The following is a 21542-nucleotide window of genomic DNA, read 5'->3' on the forward strand; positions in this document are numbered from 1 at the left end:
GGTGCAGGCAATTTACCGGGTTGATGCAAGACATTTAACCCTGTGGGAGCGAGCCTGCTCGCGAAAGCGGTGGATCAGGTTCATCAATGGCGACTGACAAAACGCTTTCGCGAGCAGGCTCGCTCCCACACAGGGCCGTCATCGTTCGTCTGTCGTCAGGCAGTAATGTTCAATCAACTGCCGAATCAGATGCACGGTAGGCTGCAAACGTGACATTTCAAGGTACTCGCCGGGTTGATGCGCGCAGGCAATGTCGCCGGGGCCGAGGACGATGGTTTCGCAGCCGAGGCGCTGAAGATAAGGCGCTTCGGTGCCGAACGCTACTGCTTCGGCGCGATGGCCGGTGAGCTTTTCAGCGATGCGCACCAGTTCGGCATCTTCGGACTGCTCGAACGGCGGCACTTCCGGGAACAGCGGTTTGTAATCGATTTTCACCTTATGCCGCTCGGCCACCGGGTTGAGCTTGCGCAGGATTTCCGCGCGCAGCAGGCTCGGGTCCATGCCCGGCAGCGGCCGCAGGTCGAATTCCAGCGAGCACTGGCCGCAGATGCGATTGGGATTGTCGCCGCCATGAATGCAGCCGAAGTTCATCGTCGGTTGCGGCACGCTGAACTGTGGGTTGCTGAATTCACGCTGCCACAACAGACGCAGACCGCGCAGTTCGCCGATGGCATCGTGCATCGCTTCAAGGGCGCTGTGGCCCAGGCGCGGATCCGACGAATGGCCGCTCTGCCCGAGGATGTCGATGCGCTCCATCATGATGCCTTTGTGCATGCGAACCGGCTTGAGCCCGGTCGGCTCGCCGATCACCGCCGCGCGGCCCAGCGGCTGCCCGGCCTCGGCCAGTGCGCGGGCGCCGGACATCGAGCTTTCTTCGTCGCAGGTGGCGAGGATCAGCAGCGGTTGCTTGAACGGCTGATCGAGCAGCGGCCGCACGGCTTCGATGATCAGCGCGAAGAAGCCCTTCATGTCACAACTGCCCAGCCCGACCCAGCGACCGTCGACTTCGGTGAGCTTCAGCGGGTCGGTCTGCCACAACGCGTCGTCATAAGGTACGGTGTCGCTGTGCCCGGCCAGCACCAGGCCGCCGGGGCCGCTGCCGATACTGGCAAGCAGATTGAATTTGCCGGGGCTGACCTGCTGTATATCGCAGCTGAAACCCAGGTCACCGAGCCAGCACGCCAGCAGATCGATGACGGCGCGGTTGGACTGGTCCAGGTTCGGTTGGGTACAGCTGACCGATGGCGCGGCAATCAGCGCGGCGAACTGGTCTTGCATGGACGGCAATGGCATCACTGACTCCAGGTCCCGGATTGAGGCCCACTATAGAACCATCCGGCGCGCGGAATAAACCGCCGCAGGGCGTAGGAAGTTTGACTCCTGTACACTGCACGGCCTTGGCAGCCACACATTCCCCCGGCTGCGCTCCCGATTCTGGATGTTCCGGCCATGCAAAAAGAAACTGAAATCAAACTCCGCGTCAGCCGCGAAACCCTCGCTGCCCTGCGCGAGCACCCGCTGCTGAAGAAACGCAACAAAAGTGGCTGGGAACGCCGTGAGTTGATGAACCAGTACTTCGACACCCCCGAGCGCGACCTCGCCCAGGCCAAGGTCGCCCTGCGCCTGCGCAAGGACGGTGACGAAGTGATTCAAACTCTCAAGACCCGTGGCCAGAGCGTCGCCGGTCTGTCCGAGCGTAACGAGTACGACTGGAAACTGCCGAAAGCCAAGCTCGACGTGAAGAAACTCGACGGCGAATGCTGGCCCGAGTCGCTCGCCGAGCTGGACAAGAAAACCCTCAAGCCGATCTTCACCACCGATTTCGTCCGCGAGCGCGCCGAAATCGCCTGGGGCCGTGGCAAGACCAAAGTAGTCATTGAAGCCGCGCTGGATCTCGGTCACGTGGTGGTCGGCAAGCAGAAAGAAGAAATCTGCGAGCTGGAACTGGAGCTGCGCGAAGGCGAGCCTGCTGCGTTGCTGGAACTGGCTGCCGAACTGGCCGAAACCCTGGCGCTGATGCCATGCGATATCAGCAAGGCCGAGCGTGGTTATCGCCTGCACGACGCCAACAGCTACTCGCTGAGCCTGCCAGCGCCGCAGCTGACCACCGAAACCCGTCTCGACGACGCCTTCGCCGCGCTGAGCTGGCATCTGCTCGGCAGCAGCCAGCGTCTGGCCGAACAATATCGCTTCAACGGCCACTGGCGTCTGCTGCAGGACTGGGTCGAGAACCTCGCGGAAATGCGCGCCCTGCTCAGCAGCCTCGGTCAGGCTGCGCCGCGTCAGTCGACCCACGATCTGCGCGTGGCCCTCGATGCCTTGCTGGAAGACTGGCGTCCGCTGGTACAGGTCGGTATCGAAGACGAAGACGTGCGCAAGGCCGCGCCGGAGCAGTTCCTCGAAGAACTGGAAGACCCGCGCTGGGGCCAGTTCTCGCTGAACGCTTCACGCTGGCTGCTGGCCCGCACCTGGACCGCCGACCGCAACACTCGCGGTAATCGTCAGGGTGACGCGCAACTGCACAGCTGGCTGCCGCGTCTGCTCGGCGAAGAAGCCACTGCTCTGCAGCTGCAACGCTATCAGCAGCAGCCGGAAGATCTCGCTGAACAACTGCCGCGTATCGAACGCATTCAGGTCTGGTTGCACCATGCGCGCAACGTGCTGGACATCCCGGAAATGGATCGCCTGTACGGTGAGCTGAACAAACTGGCGCAACTGGCCAACGAGCCGACCATCACCGACGAACTGCTCGATGCACGCAAGCATCAGGCGATTGCGGTGTACCAGAACCGCGCCTGGAAAATCCTCCTGCGCAGCTAAACACCTTCCCACCTGATCGTTCCCACGCTCTGCGTGGGCACGCCTCAATGGACGCTCTGCGTCCGCTTTGGGACGCAGAGCGTCCCGGGCTGCATTCCCACGCGGAGCGTGGGAACGATCAAGCGGGGTCTGCTGCGCAGCCCAGCGGGGATAAATCCCCTCGCCACAAAGGCCATCCGCACTAGACCGGCAGGCTGGTGGTGGACTTGATCTCCGACAATGCCACGATCGAATTCACTTCCTGTATCCCCGGCACCAGCGACAGCTTCTCGAAGAAGAACCGCTCGTATGCCTCAATGTCTGCCGCGACTATGCGCAACATGAAGTCCACTGCGCCCATCAGCACATAACACTCCAGCACTTCCGGAAAGCCGCGAATCGCCTCGGTGAATTCGGTGAAGTTCGAACGCCCATGAGCGTTGAGTTTGATCTCGGCAAAAATCTGCGTGTTCAGGCCGATCTTCTTGCGATCCAGCAAGGTCACTTGGCCGCGAATGATGCCCTCCTCCTTCATCCGCTGAATCCGCCGCCAGCACGGCGATTGCGACAAGCCGACCTGCTCGGCGATCTGCGCGCTCGACAGCGAAGCGTCTTCCTGCAGCAAGGCGAGGATCTTGCGGTCGTAGGCGTCCAGCTCGCTGTGCATAAAAAATCCTCAAAGATCAGCTTTCACGAATCAACTCTTTCGATAAATCCGTTCAGACGCCGATCATAGCCAAGAAATACCCCGCACCGAATGTAAAAATTTCTCCAGTGATTTTGGAGACTCGCCATGCCGCACCTTGAAGCCGTGAACAGCACCCCCACCCGCGCCGATGTCTGGAACGTCAACAACGCCCATTGCCTGGCGCAGTACCGGATCCTCGCCGAGGCCGAGCCGGACCTGCTGGTGCGCGTGCTGAATCTGTTCGCCTTGCAGTTTCTGACCCCGGAGCAGATCAACGTCCAGCGCCAGGACGATCTGATGTCGATCGACCTCCTCATGAGCGGCCTGAGCTGGCATCGCGCGCAGGTGATCGCGGAGAAACTGCGCAACCTGATCAGCGTCTGCGCGGTGGATCTGCACAACGCCGACGCGGCGTGGCAGGCGCCCGCACAGGCTGCCGGCTGACAAATCCGGCAACGGCTTCGTCGGGTAGTGGCCCAACGGTCAGCGGGGCCACGACTATCCTTTTGCGCATAACGCTTAAAAAGGAAAGCCGCATGTCCGTTCAATTTGTCACTCAGGACCGCTGGCTGGACCTCAACGATGTATTACGGGAACTGGTCGCCCAAGGCTTCATCTGCCAGGACGCGGCGGAACAGGCGCTCAATGCCCGCCGTCGCCATGCTGCTCACGGGCAGATGCATCCGCTGGAATTCATCGCCAGCCAGCAACTCGACGACCTCAGCCGTCCGGGCAAACATCTGGATCTGGAAAGCCTGACCCTGTGGCTGGCGCAACAGGCCGGTCAGCCGTATTTGCGCATTGATCCGCTGAAAATCAATGTCGCGGCGATCACGCCGCTGATGTCCTACGCCTTCGCCCAGCGCCACAAGATTCTCGCCGTCGCCGTGGACCGCGACTCGGTCACCGTGGCCAGCGCTCAGCCCTACGTCAGCGGTTGGGAAGCTGACCTGACCCACGTATTGAAGCTGCCGATCAAACGCGTTGTGGCCAACCCGGTCGACATCCAGCGCTTCAGCGTCGAATTCTTTCGTCTGGCCAAATCGGTCAGCGGCGCCAGCAATGCCGACGCCCAGGGCGGCAACCTCGGCAACTTCGAACAACTGCTCAACCTCGGCGCCAGCGACCAGGAGCCGGACGCCAACGACGCGCACATCGTCAACATCGTCGACTGGCTGTTCCAGTACGCCTTCCAGCAGCGCGCCAGCGATATCCACATCGAACCGCGCCGCGAGCACGGCACCGTGCGCTTTCGCATCGACGGCGTGCTGCACAACGTCTATCAATTCCCGCCGCAGGTGACCATGGCGATCGTCAGCCGCCTGAAAAGCCTCGGTCGCATGAACGTCGCGGAAAAACGCAAACCCCAGGATGGCCGGGTCAAGACCAAGACTCCGGACGGCGGCGAAGTGGAGTTGCGTTTGTCGACCTTGCCGACGGCGTTCGGCGAAAAAATGGTCATGCGGATTTTCGACCCGGAAGTGCTGCTGAAGAATTTCGACCAGTTGGGTTTCAGCGCCGACGACCTGCGGCGCTGGCAGGACATGACCCGCCAGCCCAACGGCATCATTCTGGTCACCGGGCCGACCGGTTCGGGCAAGACCACCACCCTGTACACCACGCTGAAAAAACTTGCGACGCCGGAGGTCAACCTCTGCACCATCGAGGACCCGATCGAAATGGTCGAGCCGGCCTTCAACCAGATGCAGGTGCAGCACAACATCGAACTGACCTTCGCCGCTGGAGTGCGCGCGCTGATGCGACAGGACCCGGACATCATCATGATCGGCGAGATCCGCGATCTGGAAACTGCGGAAATGGCGATTCAGGCCGCACTCACCGGCCACTTGGTCTTGTCCACCCTGCACACCAACGATGCACCAAGCGCCATCAGCCGTTTGCTCGAACTCGGTGTGCCGCATTACCTGATCAAAGCCACCGTGCTCGGCGTTATGGCTCAGCGTCTGGTGCGCACGTTATGCCCGCACTGCAAGGCGCCACTGACGCTCGAGGATGAAGACTGGCAAACCCTGACCCGGCCCTGGCAAGCGCCGCTGCCGAGCAATGCGCAGCGAGCGATCGGTTGCCTGGAATGCCGCGACACCGGCTATCGCGGCCGCGCCGGGGTCTACGAAATCATGCAACTGAGCGACAGCCTCAAAGCGCTGATCACCCCGGATACCGACCTCACCGCGATCAGGCGTCAGGCATTCAAGGAAGGCATGCGCAGCCTGCGCCTGTCCGGCGCGCAGAAAGTCGCGGCGGGGCTGACCACGGTGGAAGAAGTGCTGCGGGTGACGCCGCAAAGTGAGTTGAAATAATTCAGCACGGAACTGGATCGGGGGATCGGCTATCCAACGCCGTAGTCAATCCCAGGAGTCACCTCATCATGCGTCTCAAACTTGCTGTCGCCACCTTGGCCCTGCTGTCGCTTCCCGTTGGTTCGGCCATGGCGGACAGCTTTTGGCGTAACGTCATCTCCTCCGGTGCCACCACCGGCTCGACCTACCTGACGTTCAAGGATCACAAGCTGATCGTCGCCGCCCAGGACGACGCCGGCAGCTTCGTCGCCAGCGACGGCGGCATCCGTGGCCCGTACCTGGAAGCAGCCATGCAGAAAGTCCGCGCCGACAACCCGGGCCTGCAGGCTTCGGACATGGAACTGGCGAACGCGATTCTGGCGAAGAACGCCGTGGCTTCCGAGTAAACGTTGCGCCGATGAAAATGCCGCTCGATCGAGCGGCATTTTTTTGCCCGTCTTCTGAAACCGATACAAAACCCTGTGGGAGCGAGCCTGCTCGCGAAAGCGGTGAGCCAGTCACCGAAAATGCTGGCTGGACGATTGCTTTCGCAAGCAGGCTCGCTCCCACAGGGACGGCGGTGGATTTAGAGATCAGCGGTAATCATCCACCGGGACACACGCGCAATACAGGTTGCGATCCCCGTAAACGTTGTCCACCCGATTCACCGCCGGCCAATATTTGTGCAAGCGTGTGTGCGCATCCGGGGTGATGGCCTGTTCGACACTGTAGGGTCGCTCCCAGACTCCAGTGACATCGGCCAAGGTATGCGGCGCGCGTTTGAGCGGATTGTCTTCGCCCGGCCAGTTGCCCTTCTGCACTTCATTGATCTCTGCGCGAATGCTCAGCATCGCCGCGATGAAGCGGTCGAGTTCTGCCTTGGATTCGCTCTCGGTCGGCTCGACCATCAACGTACCGGGCACCGGGAAGGACATGGTCGGCGCGTGGAAGCCGTAATCCATCAGCCGCTTGGCAACGTCTTCCTCGCTGATGCCGGTCTGAGCCTTCAGTGGGCGCAAATCAAGAATGCATTCATGCGCCACCCGGCCGTTGCGCCCGGCGTAAAGCACCGGGAATGCCCCGGATAGATGCTGCGCCAGATAATTTGCCGCCAGAATCGCCACCTCGCTGGCGTCCGCCAGTTGCGGGCCCATCATGGCGATGTACATCCAACTGATCGGCAAAATGCTCGCACTGCCCCACGGTGCTGCGCTGACTGCGCCGTTTTGTGCCAGCGGTCCGTCAATCGGCACCACCGGATGGTTGGCGACGAACGGCGCCAGATGCGCACGGACGCCGATCGGCCCCATGCCCGGCCCGCCGCCGCCATGGGGAATGCAGAAGGTCTTGTGCAGGTTCATGTGTGAGACGTCGGCGCCAATGTCCGCCGGTCGGGCGAGACCAACCTGGGCATTGAGGTTCGCGCCATCCATGTACACCTGGCCGCCGTGCTGGTGGATCACTGCGCAGATGTCGCTGATGCCTTCCTCGTAAACGCCATGGGTCGACGGGTAGGTCGCCATCAGGCACGACAACTTGTTCCCGGCCTCTGCGGCTTTCAGCTTCAAGTCTTCCAGATCGACGTTGCCCGCCTCATCGCATTCGACAATCACCACACGCATTCCGGCCATCTGCGCCGAGGCCGGGTTGGTGCCATGGGCCGACGACGGAATCAGGCAGATATCCCGCGCGCCCTCCCCCCGGCTCTCGTGATATTTACGGATCGCCAAAAGCCCGGCGTATTCGCCCTGGGCGCCGGAATTGGGCTGCATGCAGATCGCGTCGAAACCGGTAATCGCGCAGAGCCAACGCTCAAGTTCTTCGATCATCAGTATGTAACCGACAGCTTGCTCCCTCGGCACGAAGGGATGCAGATGGGCGAACTGCGGCCAGGTGATCGGGATCATCTCGCTGGTGGCGTTGAGCTTCATCGTGCAGGAACCGAGCGGAATCATCGACTGATTGAGCGCGAGATCCTTGTTTTCCAGTTGTTTGAGGTAACGCAGCATCTCGGTTTCGCTGTGGTGAGCGTTGAACACCGGATGTTGCAGGTACGGCGTGCTGCGCTGGAGTTCGTCGGGAATTCCCGAGGCGATGTCCTCCGCATCAAGCGCATCAACGCTCAGGCCGTGATCAGCCCCGAGCAGCACGTCGAACAGTTTTGCCACGGTGTGTTCATCACAGGTCTCATCCAGACTCAGACCGACGCGGCCGCGACCGAGAATGCGCAGGTTGATCTGCGCTGCCTGAGCACTTTCGATGATCGCCGTTTGCGCACCGCCGACCTCTAGGGACAGGGTGTCGAAGAACTGCTCGTTGAGCCGTTTGATACCGTTGCGCTCGAGTCCCGCCGCGAGGAGGCAGGTCAGGCGATGCACGCGCTGGGCGATACGCTTCAAGCCTTCGGGGCCGTGATACACCGCGTAGCAACTGGCGATATTGGCCAGCAGTACCTGCGCTGTGCAGATGTTCGAATTGGCTTTCTCGCGGCGGATGTGTTGCTCGCGGGTTTGCAGGGCCATGCGCAGCGCGACGTTGCCACGAGCATCTTTCGACACACCGATGATTCGTCCCGGAATCGCCCGTTTGTATTCCTCGCGGCTGGCGAAAAACGCCGCATGAGGGCCGCCATAACCCATCGGCACACCGAAACGCTGGGACGAACCGAACACCACGTCGGCACCCAACTCACCCGGCGGCGTCAACAAAAGCAGGCTGAGCAGGTCGGTGGCGACGCAGGCCAGGGCCTGTTGCGCGTGCAGGTGATTGATCAAGGGTTTGAGATCGCGGATTTCGCCGTGGGTGTCGGGGTATTGCAGCAGCGCGCCGAACACCTCGTGCTGCGCCAGATTATCCACCGCGTCTACGATCAGTTCGAAGCCGAAACCTTCGGCGCGGGTCTGTACCACGGAGAGGGTTTGCGGGTGGCAGTTTTCATCCACAAAAAACAGATTGCTCTTCGACTTCGCCACGCGCCTGGCCAACGCCATGGCTTCGGCCGCTGCGGTGGCCTCATCGAGCAGCGAGGCGTTGGCCAGTTCCAGGCCGGTGAGGTCGATGGTCAGTTGCTGAAAATTGAGCAACGCTTCGAGCCGGCCTTGAGCGATTTCAGGTTGGTATGGGGTGTACGCGGTGTACCAGCCAGGATTTTCCAGCACGTTGCGCAAAATGACGGTCGGCGTCACCGTGCCGTGATAGCCCATGCCGATCAGGCTGGTGAACAGCTGATTCTGCTCGGCATAACCGCGTAGTTTCGCCAGCGCAGCCTGTTCGTCGAGTGCCGGCGGCAGATCCAGTGCGCGATTGAAGCGAATGCCCGGCGGCACGGTCTGCTCGATCAGCTCGGCGCGACTGCCCAGGCCGAGGCTGTCGAGCATCGCCTGCTGCTCGGCGGCATCCGGGCCAAGGTGGCGGCGCAGAAAGGCTTCGGGATCGCGTAACTGGCTCAGGGACGGCGACTGGGACATGACGGGCTCTCCTGGCTGGCGCTTGGCGTCAATCGACACGGTCAAACCAGCATAGCAGGCGAATTTTCAAGATCACGCCGCCCCTGTGGGAGCGAGCCTGCTCGCGAAAGCGGTGTTTCAGAAACCTTGGCATTGACTGATATGGCGCTTTCGCGAGCAGGCTCGCTCCCACAAAGGGATATTCGTCGCCCATAAAAAAGCCCCGACGAATCGGGGCTTTGGGTGTTGCCGGCAACTTACTCGCCGATTGCAGCCTTGTACCCAGCAGCATCCAGCAGCTTGTCCAGCTCGGCCTTGTCGCTTGGCTGGAGCTTGAAGATCCACGCGCCGTACGGGTCATTATTCAGCTCTTCTGGCGAGTCGGTCAGCGCCTCGTTGATCGCGATGACTTCACCGCTGACCGGGGCGTAGATGTCGGAGGCGGCTTTCACCGACTCGACCACGCCGGATTGATCACCGGCGGCGAACACCTTGCCGACTTCGGTCAACTCGACGAACACCACGTCGCCCAGCGCTTCCTGCGCGTGATCGCTGATGCCCACGGTGACGGTGCCGTCAGCTTCCAGACGCGCCCATTCATGACTTTCGGCAAAACGCAGTTCGGCAGGGATATCGCTCATCTTCGGTTCCTCGGAAATTGGTCAGCGGTCATGCCCGCCAGAAAAGGTTAGATCAAGGTTTTGCCATGGCGCACGAAGGTCGGTTTGACCACTCGCACCGGGTACCACTTGCCACGGATTTCCACTTCGGCGCGGTCGGCAGTCGCCATCGGTACACGCGCCAGGGCAATCGATTTGCTCAGCGTAGGAGAGAAACTACCACTGGTGATCTCCCCTTCGCCAACATCGGCGATGCGAACCACTTGGTGAGCGCGCAAAACCCCGCGCTCTTCCAGCACCAGACCGACCAGTTTATGCGCCACGCCGACGGCTTTTTCCGCCTCCAGCGCCGCGCGACCGATGAACTGCCGCGAGGCCGGCTCCCAGGCGATGCTCCAGGCCATGTTCGAGGCCAGCGGTGAAACGTCCTGATGAATGTCCTGACCGTACAGGTTCATTCCGGCCTCGACACGCAAGGTGTCGCGAGCACCGAGGCCGATCGGCGAAATACCCGCACCGACCAGATCGTTGAAGAAACCCGGCGCCTGATTGGCCGGCAGGCAGATTTCCAGGCCATCCTCGCCGGTGTAACCGGTACGCGCGATGAACCAGTCGCCGTCGATGGCGCCTTCGAAAGGTTTGAGTTGCTGGATCAGCGTGGCGCGCGACTGGGTCACCAGTTCGGCAATCTTGTGCCGGGCCTGCGGGCCCTGGATGGCGAGCATCGCCAGCTCGGCGCGCTCGTGCAGTTGCACGTCGTAGGCGCCGAGCTGGGCGTTCATCCAGGCCAGATCCTGATCGCGGGTCGAGGCGTTGAACACCAGCCGGTACGCGTCGTCGAGGCGATAGACGATCATGTCGTCGACGATGCCGCCGCGCTCATTGAGCATGGTGCTGTACAACGCCCGGCCGGGGCGGTGCAGACGTTCGACGTCGTTGGCCAGCAGATGCTGGAGCCAGGCCTTGGCCTGGGCGCCGGTGACATCGATCACGGTCATATGGGAAACATCGAACACCCCGCAATCGCGGCGCACTTCGTGGTGCTCCTCGACCTGCGAGCCGTAATGCAGTGGCATGTCCCAACCGCCAAAATCGACCATCTTCGCGCCGAGCGCGAGGTGCAGGTCATACAGAGGCGTACGCTGTCCCATGGGTTTCTCCTTCCGGGCGTGGCGAGGGTGCGGACCGTCGCTATACGGCTGAAAGCCTTGATGAATAAGGCTTGCAGCCGATTCCAGCGCACGGGTCTGTCAGACGAACCGCACCGAATGCCGCGCATTGTAGCCGCATGATGTAGGACTGACGACTAAGTGTTTCGATGCGCCGAACGTCGAATCAATCCGATCACCGGCAACAACCCGACCAGCACCAGCGTCAATGCCGGCAATGAGGCGCGCGCCCATTCGCCTTCGCTGGTCATTTCAAAGATGCGCACCGCCAGCGTGTCCCAGCCAAACGGGCGCATCAGCAGGGTCGCGGGCATTTCCTTGAGCACATCGACGAACACCAGCAACGCGGCGCTCAACGTGCCGGGCAGCAAGAGCGGCAGATACACTTTGAAAAACAGTCGCGGCCCACTGACACCCAGGCTACGTGCCGCTTCAGGCAAAGATGGCCGTATACGCGCCAGACTGCTTTCCAGCGGCCCGTAAGCGACAGCGATAAAGCGCACCAGATACGCCATCAGCAAAGCTGCGAGGCTGCCGAGCAGCAACGGTCTGCCCGCACCGCCGAGCCATGACGAAAGCGGAATCACCAGCTCACGATCCAGATAACTGAAGGCAAGCATGATCGACACCGCCAGCACCGAACCGGGCAACGCGTAGCCGAGATTGGCCAGGCCGACCCCGGAGCTGATGGCTGGGGTCGGTGCCAGGCGCCGGGCAAACGCCAGCAACAGCGCAACGCTGACGGTGATCAGCGCCGCCATCGCGCCCAGATAGAGCGTGTGCAGAATCAGCCCGGCGTAACGCTCATCCAGATCGAAGCGTCCACGCTGCCAGAACCAGACGATCAGTTGCAGCACCGGGATGACGAAGGCGCAGGCGAACACCAATCCACACCAGCCCGTCGCCGCGAAGGCCTTGATTCCCCGCAGGTGATACAGCGCTTTCACCCGTGGCCGCTCGTTGCTGGCCCGATTCGCCCCGCGTGCCCGGCGCTCGCCGTACAGCACCAGCATCACCACCAGCAGCAACAGACTGGCCAGTTGCGCAGCGCTGGGCAGGCTGAAAAAGCCGTACCAGGTTTTGTAGATGGCCGTGGTGAAGGTATCGAAGTTGAACACCGACACCGCGCCAAAATCGGCCAGGGTTTCCATCAGCGCCAGCGCCACGCCCGCGCCAATCGCCGGACGCGCCATCGGCAGCGCAACCCGCCAGAACGCCTGCCACGGCGACTGGCCCAGCACCCGCGCCGCTTCCATCAAACCTTTGCCCTGAGCCAGAAACGCGGTGCGCGCCAGCAGATAAACGTAGGGATAAAACACCAGCACCAGCACCACGATCACCCCGCCGGTGGACCGTACCCGAGGCAGGCGCAGGCCGCTGCCGAACCATTCGCGCAACAGGGACTGCACGGGGCCGGCGAAATCGAGCAGGCCGACGAAAACGAACGCCAGTACATACGCTGGAATGGCGAAGGGCAGCATCAGCGCCCAGTCGAGCCAGCGCCGACCGGGGAATTCACAGAGGCTGGTCAGCCATGCGAGGCTGACACCCAGCAGAATCACGCCGACACCGACGCCGAGGATCAGCTTCAGGGTATTGCCGAGCAGACGCGGCATCTGGGTTTGCCACAGGTGCGACCAGATCTGCTGATCGATGGTCTGCCACGACAGCAGCAACACGCTCAGGGGCAACAACACCAGTGCGGCGATGGCGAAGACGATGGGGTACCAGCGGCGTTGGGCGGGGTGGGCCACTTTTGGGTCTCTGGAGGGATTGGGGTGTTCTTGGATTGCGTATTTCAGGTTGGGATTGCTGCCCTCACCCTAGCCCTCTCCCGGAGGGAGAGGGAACTGACCGAGGTGCTCATGCAAACTACATCGACCTGAGATATTGAGTCGAACTCAAGTTTCGAAAGCAACAAGTTGGCTCCCTCTCCCTCCGGGAGAGGGCTGGGGTGAGGGAGCGATCTTGAAAGATCAACAGTTACACGAAACGCCTCAGTTCCACCCCGCCCGATCCATCATCCGGATCGCCTCGGCCTGACGTTTACCCGCCACCTCAACCGGCAACGTATCAGCAACAAACTTGCCCCACGCCGCCACTTCTTCCGATGGCGCCACAGCCGGGTTGGCCGGGAATTCCTGATTCACATCAGCAAAAATCTTCTGCGCCTCAGGCGTGGTCATCCATTCGACCAGCGCCTTGGCCGCTTCCGGGTGCGGCGCATGTTTGGTCAGGCCGATGCCCGACAGGTTCACGTGCACACCACGATCGGCCTGATTCGGCCAGAACAGCTTCACCGGCAGTTCAGGCTTTTGCTTGTGCAGGCGACCGTAGTAGTAGGTGTTGACGATGCCGACATCGCACTGCCCGGCGTTGATCGCTTCCAGCACTGCAACGTCATCGGAGAACACGTCAGTGGACAGGTTGTTGACCCAGCCCTTGAGGATTTTCTCGGTCTTCTCGGCGCCGTGGACTTCGATCATGGTCGCAGTCAACGACTGGTTGTAGACCTTCTTCGCCGTGCGCAGGCACAGGCGGCCTTCCCAGTTCTTGTCGGCCAGCGCTTCGTAGGTGGTCAGTTCGCCCGGCTTCACCCGCTCGGTGGAATAGGCGATGGTCCGTGCGCGCAGGCTCAGGCCGGTCCAGGCGTGGGTGGACGAGCGATATTGCTGAGGAATATTGGCGTCGATGGTTTTCGAGGTGAAAGGCTGCAGAATGCCCATCTGCTCGGCCTGCCACAGGTTACCGGCATCGACGGTGAGCAGCAGGTCGGCGGTGGCGTTTTCGCCCTCGGCCTTGATGCGCTGCATCAGCGGCGCTTCCTTGTCGGTGATGAACTTGATCTTCACCCCGGTCTTGGCGGTGTAGGCATCGAATACCGGTTTGATCAGCTCATCGATGCGCGACGAGTACACCACCACCTCATCGGCGGCCTGGGCAGTGGTGCTGCCGATCAGGGTCAAGGCCAGTGCGGTCAGAAGACGCTTGGGTGCCAACATGGGAGTGGTCTCACGGTCGGGAAAGGTGGGCCAAATGGTAAAGACTCACATTTACCACCACAATCGAACACTGGGGGAAGGCGTTACCAGATGTTGCACGGCTCAAAACTGCGGTAAGTGGGCGGACGCTTTCGCGAGCAGGCTCGCTCCCACATTGGAATGCATCTCAACAGTGGGAGCGAGCCTGCTCGCGAAGGGGCCATCAGCCTCAATGAGGCGGTCAGGGCTTTGCCAGAGTTGGAAGATCCCCAGTCAACCCCAGCGCCTCGCGCACAAACAGCGCCTTCGCCTCGGGCATCTGCTCGACCAGTTTCAACCCGGCATTGCGCAACCAGCGCAGCGGCAGGGGGTCGGCCTGGAACAACCGCTCGAAGCCTTCCATCGCCGCCATCAGCGCCAGATTGTGTGGCATGCGCCGGCGCTCATAACGGCTCAATACTTTGACATCCGCCAGTCGCTCACCGCGCTGATGCGCTTGCAGGAGCACTTCCGCCAGCACGGCGGCATCGAGGAATCCAAGGTTCACACCCTGCCCCGCCAAGGGGTGAATGGTGTGCGCCGCATCACCGATCAAGGCCAGGCCCTCAGCGACGTAGCGCTTGGCATGGCGCTGACGCAGCGGCACGCACAGACGCGGATCGGCGCTGATCACTTCACCGAGGCGCTCTTCGAACGCTCGCTCCAGCTCAGCGCAAAACGCAGTCTCCTCGAGCGCCATCAAGCGCTCGGCTTCAGCCGGTGTGGTCGACCAGACGATCGAGCACCAGTCCTGCTGACCATCACGCTCCAGCGGCAAAAACGCCAATGGCCCGTGATCGGTAAAGCGCTGCCAGGCGGTTTTGCGGTGCGGCTGGCTGCAGCGCACGCTGGTGACGATGGCGTGATGCAGATAATCCCACTCGCGAGTCGCCACGCCGGTCAGACGGCGCACAGCAGAATTGGCGCCATCGGCCGCGATTACCAGCGGCGCGCGCAAGGTGCGGCCGTCGGCCAGGGTCAGCAGCCAGTCATCGCCGGAGCGACGCATCTGCTCCAGCCGTGCATTGGCCAGCATGCCCAGGTCGCAGTCATGCAAACGCTCGAGCAAGGCATCCTGGACCACGCGATTTTCGACGATGTGGCCGAGCACATCGGCATGCACGCTGCTCGCCGAGAAATGAATCTGCCCGGTGCCGCTGCCGTCCCAAACGTGCATGTCGGTGTACGGGCTGCTGCGCCGCTGGGCGATGCCGTCCCAGACGCCAAGGCGCTCGAGAATGCGCTGGCTCGCCGCCGACAATGCACTGACACGCGGTTCGAACGCCGCTTCGGCAGCGAAGGGTTTGACACTCAGCGGGCTACCGTCGAGCAACAGCACTTCCAGCCCACTGTCCTGTAACGCCAGCGCCAGGGCGCTGCCGACCATTCCGGCTCCGACAATCAGCACATCTGCGCGCATTTCCATGCTTTAGGCCTGTCTCGCTTGCGGCTTGAGCCGCACGTAAAGGGTTTTACCGACCCGCGCCACAAGGTTGCCGGCGCCGTCATGAATGTCGACCTGCAACTGCGGCAGGTATTTATCGCCGTTGGCGGTCTGCCGGCGGATCTCGTCGAGCAGGGTCTGGTCGATGTTGAACCGGGCGAACACCGGGCCTTTGCCCGGCGCAATGAAATCGATGTCGGCAGCCTTGTCCCAGACGATGTATTTCGGGCCGAGGTTTTCCATGAGCATCAACATGAAGAACGGGTCGACCATCGAATACAGACTGCCGCCAAACTGGGTGCCGACATAATTGCGGTTGTACCAGCCCAACCCCATGGACACCTGCACATCGCGAAAGTCGTCACTGATGTGCCGAACGCGCACTCCGGCGCAGAGATACGGCGGGTAGAAGGTCATTACCCAGCGCATCAATCGTGCCTTGCCGAATTTTTTGCTCAGCCACTCAAGCATCCGGACGGGTTCCCAGGCCCATCGCCTGCCGGGCGAACCAGCGCTTGGCCGGTGGCAGCAGATCGAGGCCGAGCAGGCCGAGGTTGCGCCCCAGCGACACCAGCGGCTGGCTGCTGCCGAACAGACGCGTGACCTGATCGGAGAAGCCCACCGTCAGGTCCTGATCGAGGCGCTGCCGCTCGCGATAGGCCTGCAACGTGGCGAAGTCGCCCAGCGGCTTATCGCTGGCCAGCAGCGCGGCAGCCAAGGCGTCGGCGTCACGCAGCGAAAGGTTGAAGCCCTGGCCGGCGATCGGGTGCAGGCTGTGTGCGGCGTTGCCGAGCACGGCCAGATGCGAGCGCACCTGTTCTTCAGCTTCGATCAGTGACAGCGGATAAAGATGCCGTGCGCCGACCTGTTTCAAAGTGCCGAGGCGGTAACCGAATACGCCTTGCAGCTCGCTGAGAAAATCACGCTCGCTCAATTCAGTCAGACGCTGCGCGTCCATGCCCAGCCGCGTCCACACCAGTGCGCAACGATTGTCCGGCAGCGGCAGCAGGGCCATCGGCCCCTCATCGGTAAAGCGCTCGAAGGCCATGCCGTTGTGCGCTTCGCTCGGGGTGATGTTGGCGATCAGCGCGCTCTGGTTGTAAGGGCGCTTGCGCACGTTGATGCCCAACTGTTCGCGCAAGCCGGAGCGGCCGCCATCGGCGAGCACCGCGAGATCGCATTCCAGCGTGGTTTCATCGTTGAGGGTCAGGCGATAGCCATCGGCCAACGGCTCCATGCGCGTGACTTCCGCCGGGCAGCGCCACGTGATCACGTCTTTGTCGAGGTGCTGCCACAGGCACTGGCCGAGCCAGGCGTTTTCCACCACGTAACCGAGCGCTGGCACACCCTCTTCCATCGCCGACAAGCGCGCGGTGGAGAAGCGGCCACGGTCAGAGACGTGAATCTGTTTGATCGGCTCGGCGCGGCGGGAGATTTCCTGCCACACGCCCAGGCGCTGATAAATCTGCCGCGAGCCGAACGACAGCGCCGAGGAGCGAGCGTCGTAGCTCGGTTGCCAGCTGTCGCCGGGGGCGAACGGTTCGATCAGGACGATTTTCCAGCCCTGCGCCTTGGCCCCGGCCTGCAACGCCAACGCCAGACTGGCGCCGACCAGACCGCCACCGATGATTGCCAGATTGACTCGACTCATGCTGCGTGTGTCCTTGCTTGTGCCATCAGCGCCTCGATCTCGGCGACGGTTTTCGGCACGCCGCTGGTGAGGATTTCACAACCGGATCGGGTCACGACCACGTCATCCTCGATACGCACGCCAATACCGCGCCATTTCTTCGCCACGTTCTGATTGTCCGCCGCGATGTAGATGCCGGGCTCCACGGTCAGCGCCATGCCGACCTCCAGCACACGCCATTCGCCGCCGACCTTGTACTCGCCAACGTCATGCACATCCATGCCCAGCCAGTGGCCGGCGCGGTGCATATAGAAAGCCTTGTAGGCTTCGCTGGCGATCAACTCGTCAACCTCGCCCTGCAACAAGCCAAGCTTGACCAGACCTGCGGTGATCACCCGCACCGTGGCTTCGTGCGCCTGGTTCCAGTGCTTGTTGGGGGCAATCTCGGCGAATGCCGCTTCCTGCGAAGCCAGCACCAACTCGTAGATCGCCTTCTGCTCCGGCGAGAACCTGCCATTGACCGGCCAGGTGCGGGTGATGTCGCTGGCGTAGCAGTCGATCTCGCAACCGGCGTCTATCAACACCAGATCGCCGTCCTTGAGCAATGCGTCATTCTGCTGGTAATGCAGGATGCAGCTGTTGCGCCCGGCGGCGACAATCGAACCGTAGGCCGGCATCTTCGCTCCGCCCTTGCGGAATTCGTAATCCAGCTCGGCTTCGAGGCTGTATTCATACAGCCCCGGACGACTGGCCTGCATCGCGCGGATATGCGCCTGCGCCGAAATCCGCGCGGCTTCGCGCATCACCTTCACTTCTGCCGCCGATTTATACAGGCGCATGTCGTGCAGGAGGTGATCCAGGGCAACGAATTCATTCGGCGGCTGCGCGCCGAGGTGCGCCTTGGAGCGGATCACGTTGATCCAGTCCATCAGGTGTCGATCGAATTCGGGATTGCTGCCCATCGCCGAATACACCCGGTCGCGGCCTTCGATCAGGCCGGGGAGAATGTCGTCGATGTCAGTAATCGGAAAGGCGTCGTCGGCGCCGTACTCGCGGATGGCGCCTTCCTGCCCTGCGCGCAGGCCATCCCACAATTCGCGTTCGGCGTTGCGTTCACGGCAGAACAGGATGTACTCGCCGTGCTCGCGGCCGGGCATCAGGACGATGACGGCCTGGGGCTCGGGAAAACCGCTGAGGTACTGGAAGTCGCTGTCCTGACGGTAGACGTGCTCGACGTCGCGGTTGCGGATGGCCACCGCGGCGGCGGGCAGGATCGCGATGCTGTTGGGTTCCATCTGCGCCATCAGGGCCTTGCGGCGACGGCTGTATTCCGCTTTGGGGATATGGGTCATGGGCAGATGGCTTTCCCTGGCACGCGATTAATGCAGCGAAGGTTTGGCCGCTGGCGGCACATCGGACTTCTTGGTTTCCGAGAACAGCAGCAACGGCGCGACGCGCAGGTATTCCATGACTTCCATGTAGTCGGATTCGCCGTCTTCGGATTCTTCCAGCGCGTCCTGCACCTGGGAAATGGCTGCCAGATCCTGCAGCACTTCGGTGGCTTCGGTGCTGAGCATGCTGCTGTCGCGGCAGTTCAGGCCGAAACCGCTGAGGAAGCCCTGGCACCACTCGCCCAATGCGGCAGCGCGGTCGGCCAGCGGTGCATCGTCGGTCGGCAGCAGCAGCACGACAGTGACGTCGTCGCCGGTCAGCTCGCCTTTGACCATCTCCTGCAGGCCGATCAGAGCGTTGCGGACGTTGTCCTGGATGTCGCCTTCGAGCAGTTCGGCGGCGTCGATCAGCCAGCCTTCGTGATCGAAGCCGGCCCCGGCGCAACTGCGCCCGAGCAGCACGCCGTGCAGTTCGGCAGGCGAGACGTTGTGGCCGCTGGCAGTCAGCAGAGTGGCAAAGGCTTGGTACGGGGAATTCGCAATGGTCATGGGCAGCTAGGCGCCAGACGGCGCTATGTCTAGAATGAAGGCCTTGTATCCTACATCGACAGCCCCGCCAAGACCATTAAAGGCTGTCCGCCAGTCACCACCCATCAGACGACACGTGGACCCAATGGAAGACACCGACCTGCAAGCGCTGATGGCCAGACTCGAACTGCTGATTGGCCGAGTCGAGCAACTTAAGAGTCAAAACGCACTCTTACTAGCTCAGGAAAAAACCTGGCGCGAGGAACGCGCTCACCTCATTGAAAAAAACGAAATCGCTCGGCGTAAGGTCGAATCGATGATTTCGCGCCTCAAGGCCCTGGAGCAAGACTCATGAGTTCAAGCAATAGCGTTACCGTGCAGATCCTCGACAAAGACTATTCGATCATCTGCCCGCCGGAAGAACGCAGCAATCTGGTCAGTGCCGCGCGCTACCTGGACGGCAAGATGCGCGAGATCCGCAGCAGCGGCAAAGTCATCGGTGCCGACCGCATTGCCGTGATGGCCGCGCTGAACATCACCCACGACCTGTTGCACAAAGAAGAGCGCCCGGACATCCAGGCCAGCGGTTCGACCCGCGAGCAGGTGCGCGACTTGCTCGATCGTGTCGATCTGGTCCTGGCCGACGATCAGAACACCGCCAAGGGCTGATTCGCCTGACAGCTTGAGGTATACTCGCGGCACTCCCTGGGGTGCTTGCCAGTTGACGATGTCCCGGAGCCGATTCGCACTACCCTGGAAGTTGCACGTTGGGCTGGTGTGCATGTCCGCTAGACGGAAAGCCTTAAAGTCTACTGCTTCTTCCACCTTGAACTTTCGGGTTCAAGGGCTGAGTTGACAGCGGTTCATCCGGGGAGCCTGATTCGAATCCGATGTCGGTGTATGCCGACATCGGATTTTTTATGCGTACGTTTTTGCATCCACCTGCCGAAGCCGAACCATGACCGAACCCGCGCTGCTGCCCCGCCCGCAACTCCGCCGTCTGCTGCGCAAGGCACGCCGCGCACTGACGCCAGGCGAACAACGCCAGGCTGCCAAAGGCCTGTTCCGGCAATTGGCCCAGGACCCGCACTTTCGCCGGGCCAAACATATCTCTCTGTATTTGCCCACCGACGGTGAAATCGATCCGCGCCTGCTGCTGCGCGAAGCCCAGCGTCGCGGCAAGGCAACTTATCTGCCGGTACTCAGCGCGTGGCCACGAACGAAAATGGTCTTCCAGCGCATCCGCCCTGGCGAAAAGCTCACCCCCAATCGTTTCCGCATCCTCGAGCCCCGGGCCAATCTGGCTCGGCAACGCAAGGTCTGGGCGCTGGATCTGGTGCTGTTGCCGCTGGTAGGGTTTGACGATGTCGGCGGGCGCCTGGGCATGGGCGGCGGATTTTATGATCGCAGCCTCGCCTATCTGGCCCGCCGCAAGAACTGGCGCAAGCCGACGCTGCTGGGCCTGGCCCATGAGTGTCAGAAGGTCGAACGTCTGGCGCAGGCGAGCTGGGATGTGCCGTTACAAGGCACGGTTACCGACAAGGCGTGGTATTTCGCAGAGTAGACGCCGCATGGAACAGCGGCGTCGAAGAGACAGGTTCAGCGTTTGAAAGCGGTCGACTGTTGCACCTGTTGCGCCACTTCAATCGGCGCGTCGGTCTTGTTCGCCCACAGGCTCTGCGCGTAACCGGTGGTTACCACGCCCAGGCCAAACAAAATTACCAAAGTCCATAGCAAATCCGGTTTGCGTTTCATCGATTGCCCCCCTCAAGGCACATCATCACGATGACAGCAGCGGTTTCCGTTCGTAGGCCGTGCAGCAGCGTCAAGCTTTAAAGGCCGGCATTTTGCGGCAACGTGAACCTGTGCGCAAACGCTGACGTCAACCGACTGTCGGTTTGTCATAAAATTGCCCGACAACCTGCCCAATGACCGCTTCAGGAGCACACGACATGGCCTACTGGCTGATGAAATCAGAGCCCGACGAACTCTCGATCAAGGGCCTGGAAAAGCTCGGCAAGGCGCGCTGGGACGGGGTTCGCAACTATCAGGCGCGCAATTTCCTGCGGGCGATGGCGGTCGGTGACGAGTTCTTTTTCTACCATTCCAGCTGCCCCGAGCCGGGGATTGCCGGGATTGGCAAAATTATCGAAGCAGCGTATCCCGATCCGACGGCGCTGGAGCCGCAGAGCCATTACTTCGATCCGAAGGCCACAGCGCAGAAGAATGCCTGGAGCGCCATCGACGTGGCGCACGTCGAAACCTTTGCGCGAGTCTTGAAGCTCGACTACCTGAAACAGCAGACCGCGCTGGCAGAAATGCCACTGGTGCAGAAAGGCTCGCGGCTTTCAGTGATGCCCGTCACCGCCGAACAATGGGCCGCAGTGCTCGGCCTGCGCTGAGAACTGCCAAGTCACACCGTGGTGGCAGACAAAAGGGCCTAGGCTTGACGCTCATTTGACTGACATCAAGCGCCCCCAGCGCTTGAACCGTCAGAGTGGACGCCA

Annotated in this window: 21 protein-coding genes and 1 other RNA gene; 9 read left to right on the forward strand and 13 right to left on the reverse strand. The window is 61.8% G+C overall.

Annotated features, from left to right (window positions below; all coding sequences use genetic code 11):
• Positions 1-138: 138 nt before the first annotated feature.
• The gene (gene argE, locus AC0Z5Z_RS01510; protein WP_095181289.1) at positions 139-1293 is read right to left on the reverse strand and encodes an acetylornithine deacetylase; all 1155 of its coding nucleotides are present in this window, start codon (positions 1291-1293) and stop codon (positions 139-141) included.
• Between the two features lie 156 nt (positions 1294-1449).
• Here argE and AC0Z5Z_RS01515 point away from each other — a divergent pair, with 156 nt between their 5' ends.
• Positions 1450-2820: a CYTH domain-containing protein gene (locus AC0Z5Z_RS01515; protein ID WP_041476882.1), complete on the forward strand. Its 1371-nt coding sequence runs from the start codon at positions 1450-1452 to the stop codon at positions 2818-2820.
• A gap of 181 nt (positions 2821-3001) precedes the next feature.
• Here AC0Z5Z_RS01515 and AC0Z5Z_RS01520 read toward each other — a convergent pair whose 3' ends face one another.
• Complete coding sequence (locus tag AC0Z5Z_RS01520; RefSeq protein WP_024014730.1) at positions 3002-3466, reverse strand: Lrp/AsnC family transcriptional regulator; 465 nt, start codon at positions 3464-3466, stop codon at positions 3002-3004.
• Positions 3467-3592: 126 nt separating this feature from the next.
• On the opposite strand from AC0Z5Z_RS01520, the gene AC0Z5Z_RS01525 reads away from it, so the two are divergent.
• The 3 genes from AC0Z5Z_RS01525 to AC0Z5Z_RS01535 all read left to right on the forward strand — a co-directional run bounded on the left by AC0Z5Z_RS01525 (position 3593) and on the right by AC0Z5Z_RS01535 (position 6194).
• Positions 3593-3931, forward strand: a complete 339-nt coding sequence (locus tag AC0Z5Z_RS01525) for a hypothetical protein (protein WP_256807839.1) — start codon at positions 3593-3595, stop codon at positions 3929-3931.
• A gap of 92 nt (positions 3932-4023) precedes the next feature.
• Positions 4024-5808 carry a type IV pilus assembly ATPase TfpB gene (gene tfpB / locus AC0Z5Z_RS01530; protein ID WP_024014732.1) on the forward strand — a complete coding sequence of 595 codons (1785 nt, stop codon included), beginning with the start codon at positions 4024-4026 and terminating at the stop codon, positions 5806-5808.
• A 65-nt stretch (positions 5809-5873) separates the two neighbouring features.
• A complete protein-coding gene (locus AC0Z5Z_RS01535) occupies positions 5874-6194 on the forward strand; it encodes a DUF2388 domain-containing protein (protein WP_172667868.1) in 321 nt (106 codons plus the stop codon).
• A 186-nt stretch (positions 6195-6380) separates the two neighbouring features.
• On the opposite strand, the gene gcvP is transcribed toward AC0Z5Z_RS01535, so the two are convergent.
• From gcvP to AC0Z5Z_RS01585, 10 genes are all read right to left on the reverse strand, one after another.
• Positions 6381-9254, reverse strand: a complete 2874-nt coding sequence (gene gcvP / locus AC0Z5Z_RS01540) for an aminomethyl-transferring glycine dehydrogenase (RefSeq protein ID WP_485610621.1) — start codon at positions 9252-9254, stop codon at positions 6381-6383.
• Between the two features lie 236 nt (positions 9255-9490).
• Positions 9491-9874: a glycine cleavage system protein GcvH gene (gene gcvH, locus AC0Z5Z_RS01545; RefSeq protein ID WP_150742944.1), complete on the reverse strand. Its 384-nt coding sequence runs from the start codon at positions 9872-9874 to the stop codon at positions 9491-9493.
• Between the two features lie 47 nt (positions 9875-9921).
• On the reverse strand, positions 9922-11004 hold the full coding sequence (gcvT, locus tag AC0Z5Z_RS01550; RefSeq protein WP_056791717.1) for a glycine cleavage system aminomethyltransferase GcvT: 1083 nt from the start codon (positions 11002-11004) through the stop codon (positions 9922-9924).
• Positions 11005-11159: 155 nt separating this feature from the next.
• Positions 11160-12776 (reverse strand): ABC transporter permease, encoded by a 1617-nt coding sequence (locus AC0Z5Z_RS01555; protein ID WP_460161426.1) that lies wholly within the window; start codon positions 12774-12776, stop codon positions 11160-11162.
• Positions 12777-13019: 243 nt separating this feature from the next.
• Positions 13020-14024, reverse strand: a complete 1005-nt coding sequence (locus AC0Z5Z_RS01560; RefSeq protein ID WP_110599906.1) for an extracellular solute-binding protein — start codon at positions 14022-14024, stop codon at positions 13020-13022.
• A gap of 220 nt (positions 14025-14244) precedes the next feature.
• The gene (locus AC0Z5Z_RS01565) at positions 14245-15462 is read right to left on the reverse strand and encodes a 2-octaprenyl-3-methyl-6-methoxy-1,4-benzoquinol hydroxylase (RefSeq protein ID WP_485610696.1); all 1218 of its coding nucleotides are present in this window, start codon (positions 15460-15462) and stop codon (positions 14245-14247) included.
• A 9-nt stretch (positions 15463-15471) separates the two neighbouring features.
• Positions 15472-15957, reverse strand: coding sequence for a DUF4442 domain-containing protein (locus AC0Z5Z_RS01570; protein ID WP_485610622.1), 486 nt, complete (start codon positions 15955-15957; stop codon positions 15472-15474).
• Complete coding sequence (gene ubiH, locus AC0Z5Z_RS01575; RefSeq protein ID WP_263216177.1) at positions 15950-17137, reverse strand: 2-octaprenyl-6-methoxyphenyl hydroxylase; 1188 nt, start codon at positions 17135-17137, stop codon at positions 15950-15952. Before ubiH ends, AC0Z5Z_RS01570 begins: the two co-directional genes overlap by 8 nt.
• Entirely contained in the window at positions 17134-18468 is a 1335-nt protein-coding gene (gene pepP / locus AC0Z5Z_RS01580; RefSeq protein ID WP_041476895.1) for a Xaa-Pro aminopeptidase, read from the reverse strand. Before pepP ends, ubiH begins: the two co-directional genes overlap by 4 nt.
• Before the next feature lie 27 nt (positions 18469-18495).
• Positions 18496-19056 carry a YecA/YgfB family protein gene (locus tag AC0Z5Z_RS01585; protein ID WP_041476897.1) on the reverse strand — a complete coding sequence of 187 codons (561 nt, stop codon included), beginning with the start codon at positions 19054-19056 and terminating at the stop codon, positions 18496-18498.
• A 124-nt stretch (positions 19057-19180) separates the two neighbouring features.
• On the opposite strand from AC0Z5Z_RS01585, the gene AC0Z5Z_RS01590 reads away from it, so the two are divergent.
• From AC0Z5Z_RS01590 to AC0Z5Z_RS01605, 4 genes are all read left to right on the forward strand, one after another.
• Positions 19181-19390 (forward strand): TIGR02449 family protein, encoded by a 210-nt coding sequence (locus AC0Z5Z_RS01590; RefSeq protein WP_007911197.1) that lies wholly within the window; start codon positions 19181-19183, stop codon positions 19388-19390.
• Positions 19387-19704: a cell division protein ZapA gene (locus tag AC0Z5Z_RS01595; RefSeq protein WP_460142481.1), complete on the forward strand. Its 318-nt coding sequence runs from the start codon at positions 19387-19389 to the stop codon at positions 19702-19704. Before AC0Z5Z_RS01590 ends, AC0Z5Z_RS01595 begins: the two co-directional genes overlap by 4 nt.
• Positions 19705-19734: 30 nt before the next feature.
• A non-coding RNA gene (ssrS, locus tag AC0Z5Z_RS01600) (6S RNA) lies at positions 19735-19913 on the forward strand.
• Positions 19914-19993: 80 nt separating this feature from the next.
• Positions 19994-20599 carry a 5-formyltetrahydrofolate cyclo-ligase gene (locus AC0Z5Z_RS01605; protein ID WP_024014742.1) on the forward strand — a complete coding sequence of 202 codons (606 nt, stop codon included), beginning with the start codon at positions 19994-19996 and terminating at the stop codon, positions 20597-20599.
• A 35-nt stretch (positions 20600-20634) separates the two neighbouring features.
• On the opposite strand, the gene AC0Z5Z_RS01610 is transcribed toward AC0Z5Z_RS01605, so the two are convergent.
• Positions 20635-20790 carry a hypothetical protein gene (locus AC0Z5Z_RS01610; RefSeq protein ID WP_024014743.1) on the reverse strand — a complete coding sequence of 52 codons (156 nt, stop codon included), beginning with the start codon at positions 20788-20790 and terminating at the stop codon, positions 20635-20637.
• Between the two features lie 197 nt (positions 20791-20987).
• On the opposite strand from AC0Z5Z_RS01610, the gene AC0Z5Z_RS01615 reads away from it, so the two are divergent.
• On the forward strand, positions 20988-21437 hold the full coding sequence (locus AC0Z5Z_RS01615; protein WP_095181275.1) for an EVE domain-containing protein: 450 nt from the start codon (positions 20988-20990) through the stop codon (positions 21435-21437).
• The last annotated feature ends 105 nt before the right edge of the window (positions 21438-21542 follow it).

This window comes from Pseudomonas sp. 1L-E-NC-VB-C3 (genome assembly GCF_057291535.1).

Excerpts from the sequence above, each read along its gene's own strand:
- argE (WP_095181289.1), bottom strand. The coding sequence starts at position 1,293 with ATGCCATTGCCGTCCATGCAAGACCAGTTCGCCGCGCTGATTGCCGCG.
- AC0Z5Z_RS01515 (WP_041476882.1), top strand. The coding sequence starts at position 1,450 with ATGCAAAAAGAAACTGAAATCAAACTCCGCGTCAGCCGCGAAACCCTC.
- AC0Z5Z_RS01520 (WP_024014730.1), bottom strand. The coding sequence starts at position 3,466 with ATGCACAGCGAGCTGGACGCCTACGACCGCAAGATCCTCGCCTTGCTG.
- AC0Z5Z_RS01525 (WP_256807839.1), top strand. The coding sequence starts at position 3,593 with ATGCCGCACCTTGAAGCCGTGAACAGCACCCCCACCCGCGCCGATGTC.
- tfpB (WP_024014732.1), top strand. The coding sequence starts at position 4,024 with ATGTCCGTTCAATTTGTCACTCAGGACCGCTGGCTGGACCTCAACGAT.
- gcvP (WP_485610621.1), bottom strand. The coding sequence starts at position 9,254 with ATGTCCCAGTCGCCGTCCCTGAGCCAGTTACGCGATCCCGAAGCCTTT.
- gcvH (WP_150742944.1), bottom strand. The coding sequence starts at position 9,874 with ATGAGCGATATCCCTGCCGAACTGCGTTTTGCCGAAAGTCATGAATGG.
- gcvT (WP_056791717.1), bottom strand. The coding sequence starts at position 11,004 with ATGGGACAGCGTACGCCTCTGTATGACCTGCACCTCGCGCTCGGCGCG.
- AC0Z5Z_RS01560 (WP_110599906.1), bottom strand. The coding sequence starts at position 14,024 with ATGTTGGCACCCAAGCGTCTTCTGACCGCACTGGCCTTGACCCTGATC.
- AC0Z5Z_RS01565 (WP_485610696.1), bottom strand. The coding sequence starts at position 15,462 with ATGCGCGCAGATGTGCTGATTGTCGGAGCCGGAATGGTCGGCAGCGCC.
- AC0Z5Z_RS01570 (WP_485610622.1), bottom strand. The coding sequence starts at position 15,957 with ATGCTTGAGTGGCTGAGCAAAAAATTCGGCAAGGCACGATTGATGCGC.
- ubiH (WP_263216177.1), bottom strand. The coding sequence starts at position 17,137 with ATGAGTCGAGTCAATCTGGCAATCATCGGTGGCGGTCTGGTCGGCGCC.
- pepP (WP_041476895.1), bottom strand. The coding sequence starts at position 18,468 with ATGACCCATATCCCCAAAGCGGAATACAGCCGTCGCCGCAAGGCCCTG.
- AC0Z5Z_RS01585 (WP_041476897.1), bottom strand. The coding sequence starts at position 19,056 with ATGACCATTGCGAATTCCCCGTACCAAGCCTTTGCCACTCTGCTGACT.
- AC0Z5Z_RS01590 (WP_007911197.1), top strand. The coding sequence starts at position 19,181 with ATGGAAGACACCGACCTGCAAGCGCTGATGGCCAGACTCGAACTGCTG.
- AC0Z5Z_RS01595 (WP_460142481.1), top strand. The coding sequence starts at position 19,387 with ATGAGTTCAAGCAATAGCGTTACCGTGCAGATCCTCGACAAAGACTAT.
- AC0Z5Z_RS01605 (WP_024014742.1), top strand. The coding sequence starts at position 19,994 with ATGACCGAACCCGCGCTGCTGCCCCGCCCGCAACTCCGCCGTCTGCTG.
- AC0Z5Z_RS01610 (WP_024014743.1), bottom strand. The coding sequence starts at position 20,790 with ATGAAACGCAAACCGGATTTGCTATGGACTTTGGTAATTTTGTTTGGC.
- AC0Z5Z_RS01615 (WP_095181275.1), top strand. The coding sequence starts at position 20,988 with ATGGCCTACTGGCTGATGAAATCAGAGCCCGACGAACTCTCGATCAAG.